Raw genomic sequence first — 3,625 nt, 5'->3', positions numbered from 1 at the left:
CGCTGAGTCTGGCCCGATCGGGCAGCCTGCTGGTCTTCGCGGTCTTCATGATGGTCGTGATGTGGGCGCTGGCGTCGTCCGTGCTCCTCGGAACCTGGTACCTGACGACCCGCGTCAAGGGCCTGGTCTGGCCTGCTCTCGCCTGGATGGCCGCCACCCTGTTCGCCCTCGCGGCGTTCCGCAACACCGCCCCCGGCACACCCCCGATCGGCTGCGTGCTGGACTGGTTCGCGTTCCTGTGGGCCGAGACCCTGATCGCTCTCTGCCTGATCACCGTGGTCATCACGGGCATCCGCACCGCCCTCCGCCCGGACGACGCCCAGCCCACCAAGTGAGGCGATCCGCACTCCGCTCAAAGACTTCGTGAACTCCCCCGCGGATCCGTTTGGGGCGACCTCGGCGGTGCCGGGGCCGCCTCAGGGGAACCTCCGAGGAGGAGCAGTCATGGTCGTCGAATGGGGGAACCGCCGTGCTGGGCTGAAGGGCGTCCGAAGCCTCCTCCTATGGCTTCGGACACCCCTTCACCGCTGCTCGAGATCAGGTTCCGGCGTTCCGGCGAGGGCCGCCTGATGTCGCGTTACGCGACGGCAGTCCCCTCGAGCTCGACCATCTGGCCCGGGATCGCCAGTCTCGTCACCCCGAGCATCGTGGTGGTCGGCGCCACCCCGGCGGCGCCCAACCGCGCCGCCAGCACGCCGTAGTGCGGGAAGAGCAGATCGACGTCGGTCGTGTAGACGTTGAGCCGGACGAGGTTCGCGAGAGACATGCCGGCCTCGCCGAGCACGGCCTCCAGGTTGTCGATGCTCAGCGCCAACTGCGCTGCCATGTCACCGTCATGCTGGGGCTTGCCGTCATCGCTCATCGCGGTCTGCCCCGAGATGTACAGGGTCCGTGTGTGCCCGGAGACGACCTCCCCCTGGTTGAATCCCATCTCCACCGACCACGTCACCGGGTTGATCGCCGTTCGTTCCATCGCCACGTCAGCTCCATTCGATTCATGGGAAATACGTACGTCCATCGGCCCGGCAGCCGCCGGCTCTGACGTCGTGTTGAGGAGCCTCGCAACAAATCACGACACCCTTGGTCATGTATTCCGTTAGCGTTCTCGCATGCGCGCCGATCGGTTGGTCTCGTTGGTGCTGCTGCTGCGTCAGCGCGGTCGGATGACTGCGGACGCGCTGGCCCGCGAGCTGGAGGTGTCCACTCGTACCGTGCTGCGCGACATCGAGGCGCTGTCCGCGGCCGGCGTCCCGGTCTACGCCGAACGTGGCCGGCACGGCGGTTTCGCGTTGTTGCCCGGTTTCCGGACCGAGCTCACGGGACTGAACCACGACGAGACCCTTGCCTTGCTGGCCGCCGGATCGGGGCGCGGCGAGCTGGTGTTCGGCCTCGGCTCGGCGCTCGCTTCGGCCATGCGGAAGGTGGTCGACGCGCTGCCGGAAAGTCATCAGGCCACCGTGAGCGACGCGGCCCAGCGATTCCTCGTCGACCCGGAGACCGACCTGCTCTCACGGCGGCTGGTCGCTGATGAGGTGCCCGACACCACGATGATCGAGGTCCGGCGTGCGGTGCTCGCCGGACACAAGCTGCGCATCCACTACGCGGCCACAGGCCAGGCACCACAGTGGCGCACGGTGGACCCGATCGGCCTGGTCACCGTACGGGACCGGGGCTACCTGCTGGCCACGAGATCTGGCGCGGACCGCACCTACCGGCTGTCGCGGGTGTTGGCCGCCGAGGAACTCCCCGAACCGGCACAGCGGCCGAGCCGAGTCGATCTGGACCGGATCTGGCGGGAGCGTTCCGCGCAGTTCCTCTCCGGCGGCGACCACATGACCGTACTGGTACGGGTGAACCCGGCGCGGCGGGAGGAACTGCTGGGCACCGCGCTGGCCGTCCGCGCCGAAGAACCCGACGCAGACGGCTGGCTGCGGCTGGAGGTGACCTTCCAGGATTCACGACACGCCGAATGGGCGCTGTGGCAGCTCAGCACGGACGCGGAAGCCCTGACCCCGCAGTCGTTGCGCACCTCCCTGCGCAGCCGCGCCGCCACGATTGCCGCCCGCTACGGCGACTCATCCGGAGAGTGAGAAGCCGTCGGCCCGGTCGGTCGCGAGCAGCCCCGACCGGTTCGTACTCGACGGTGTGACGGCAGGTCATCGCGCCTTTCCCGCAGCGGCGTTGTCAGTGGTGGCCGCTAGCGTCGGGGGTGTTGGAAGGGCCCTTTTTGCCGACAGGAGTGGACGATGACCGAGGACTGTGTGGAGCCTGCGCTCAGGGTGGTGCTGACCGACGTCAACGAGAGCGTGGTGGGAGCGTGGCGGGCGGCGTTCGCCGACACTCCGGGCGTCGAGATCCGACGGGGCTCGATCCTGGACGAGGACGTCGACGCCTGGGTCACCCCGACCAACTCCCGGGGAAGGATGGACGGCGGGGTCGACGCCGTCATCAAGCGGCACCTCGGAGCGGGCATTCAGCTGCGCGTGCAGCGGGCGATCCGCGACCGGTTCGCCGGACGCCTCCCGGTGGGCAGCGCGGTCTGCGTGCCGTCGGGGGCGACCGTTCCGCGGTTCTTGATCTCGACGCCGACGATGGTGCAGTCCTCGCAGAACGTGAGTGACACGCTTAACGTGGCGATGGCGTGCGCGGCCGCGTTTCAGGCCGTCCACCGGCAGAACCGGCAGGTGCCGGGCAGCATCCGTTCGGTGGCGCTGGTCGGGTTGGGGGCGCAGACCGGCCGGGTGCCGGCCCGGATCTGCGCCAACTTGATGTGGACCGGCTACACGCTCTTCCACGACCACTGGTTCGCGGACGACGACGAACTGCGCGCCACGATCACCACACAGCTCGCCGGCATCGAGAACGCGCCTGTCGAGAAGCGGGTGCGCATCGTGCCGCCGACAGGGATTCATGGCCCCGCTGATGCAGTCCACCCCGCCGACCACCCGGCCGGTCAGCCTGCCGGCAACCCCCATCCCACTGGTACGACGACCGGGAGCCCCTCCCCCATGAGCGACGCAACCGCCACCCCGGCCCAGCCCGACGCGAACGACCCGCTGGGCCTCGCCGAACTCTTCAAGGGCGGCGGTGAGCCCTGGCTTCCGCTCCTGAAGCCCCTCATCGAGGCGCAGCCGAACGCAGGCGAGTTCATCGGTCAGGGCCGCAGCCCAGAGGTCGTCCCGGTCCGGGAACTGACCTTCCAGGCGCTCAAGCCCAACCCGCCGCACAAGTGGAAGGTCGTCGTCTTCGGCCAGAACCCGTACCCGCGGCCGGAGAGTGCCACCGGCATCGCCATGTTCGACAACACCTTCAGCGACTGGAAGGACAGCCAGTTCGGCAGGGTCGTCAGCATCCGCTGCCTCATCAAGGCGGCGGCGATGTGGAAGTACGGCATCGCCAAGAAGACGCCCATCGCCGACGTCCGCGCTCTGTTGAAGGAGCGGGAGACGGTCCAGCCGCCGGAGTGGTTCCAGGCGATGCTCACGCAGGGCGTGCTGCTGCTGAACGCCTCCCTCACCGCCAGCGGCGACGGCGCGATGGGGCCCGACCGGCACACCGCGTTCTGGAGGCCCGTCGCCGAGCGGATCGTGGAGGAGATCCTGAAGGCCAAGCAGGACGCCGACGA

At 68.9% G+C, this 3,625-nt stretch carries 4 protein-coding genes; 3 read left to right on the top strand and 1 reads right to left on the bottom strand.

What is annotated here, in order from left to right; all coding sequences use genetic code 11:
- On the top strand, positions 1–335 hold a 335-nt coding region (locus tag VIU94_RS14420), incomplete at its 5' end, for a DUF8686 domain-containing protein (protein WP_331911418.1).
- Between the two features lie 242 nt (positions 336–577).
- Here the strand turns inward: VIU94_RS14420 and VIU94_RS14415 are convergent.
- A complete protein-coding gene (locus VIU94_RS14415; RefSeq protein ID WP_331911420.1) occupies positions 578–973 on the bottom strand; it encodes a RidA family protein in 396 nt (131 codons plus the stop codon).
- 136 nt (positions 974–1,109) lie between these two features.
- Here VIU94_RS14415 and VIU94_RS14410 point away from each other — a divergent pair, with 136 nt between their 5' ends.
- Together VIU94_RS14410 and VIU94_RS14405 are read left to right on the top strand one after the other, a co-directional pair.
- Complete coding sequence (locus VIU94_RS14410) at positions 1,110–2,090, top strand: helix-turn-helix transcriptional regulator (RefSeq protein ID WP_331911416.1); 981 nt, start codon at positions 1,110–1,112, stop codon at positions 2,088–2,090.
- Positions 2,091–2,246: 156 nt separating this feature from the next.
- Positions 2,247–3,625, top strand: a 1,379-nt coding sequence (locus tag VIU94_RS14405) for a macro domain-containing protein (protein WP_331911414.1), incomplete at its 3' end; no start/stop codon positions are given.

The organism is Streptomyces sp. (assembly GCF_036566765.1).
GTDB lineage: Bacteria > Actinomycetota > Actinomycetes > Streptomycetales > Streptomycetaceae > Streptomyces.
This window is presented reverse-complemented; position numbering and strand designations above follow the sequence as displayed.

Bases quoted from the DNA above. Each gene is read 5' to 3' on its own strand.
- VIU94_RS14410 (WP_331911416.1), top strand. From the start codon at position 1,110: ATGCGCGCCGATCGGTTGGTCTCGTTGGTGCTGCTGCTGCGTCAGCGC.
- VIU94_RS14415 (WP_331911420.1), bottom strand. From the start codon at position 973: ATGGAACGAACGGCGATCAACCCGGTGACGTGGTCGGTGGAGATGGGA.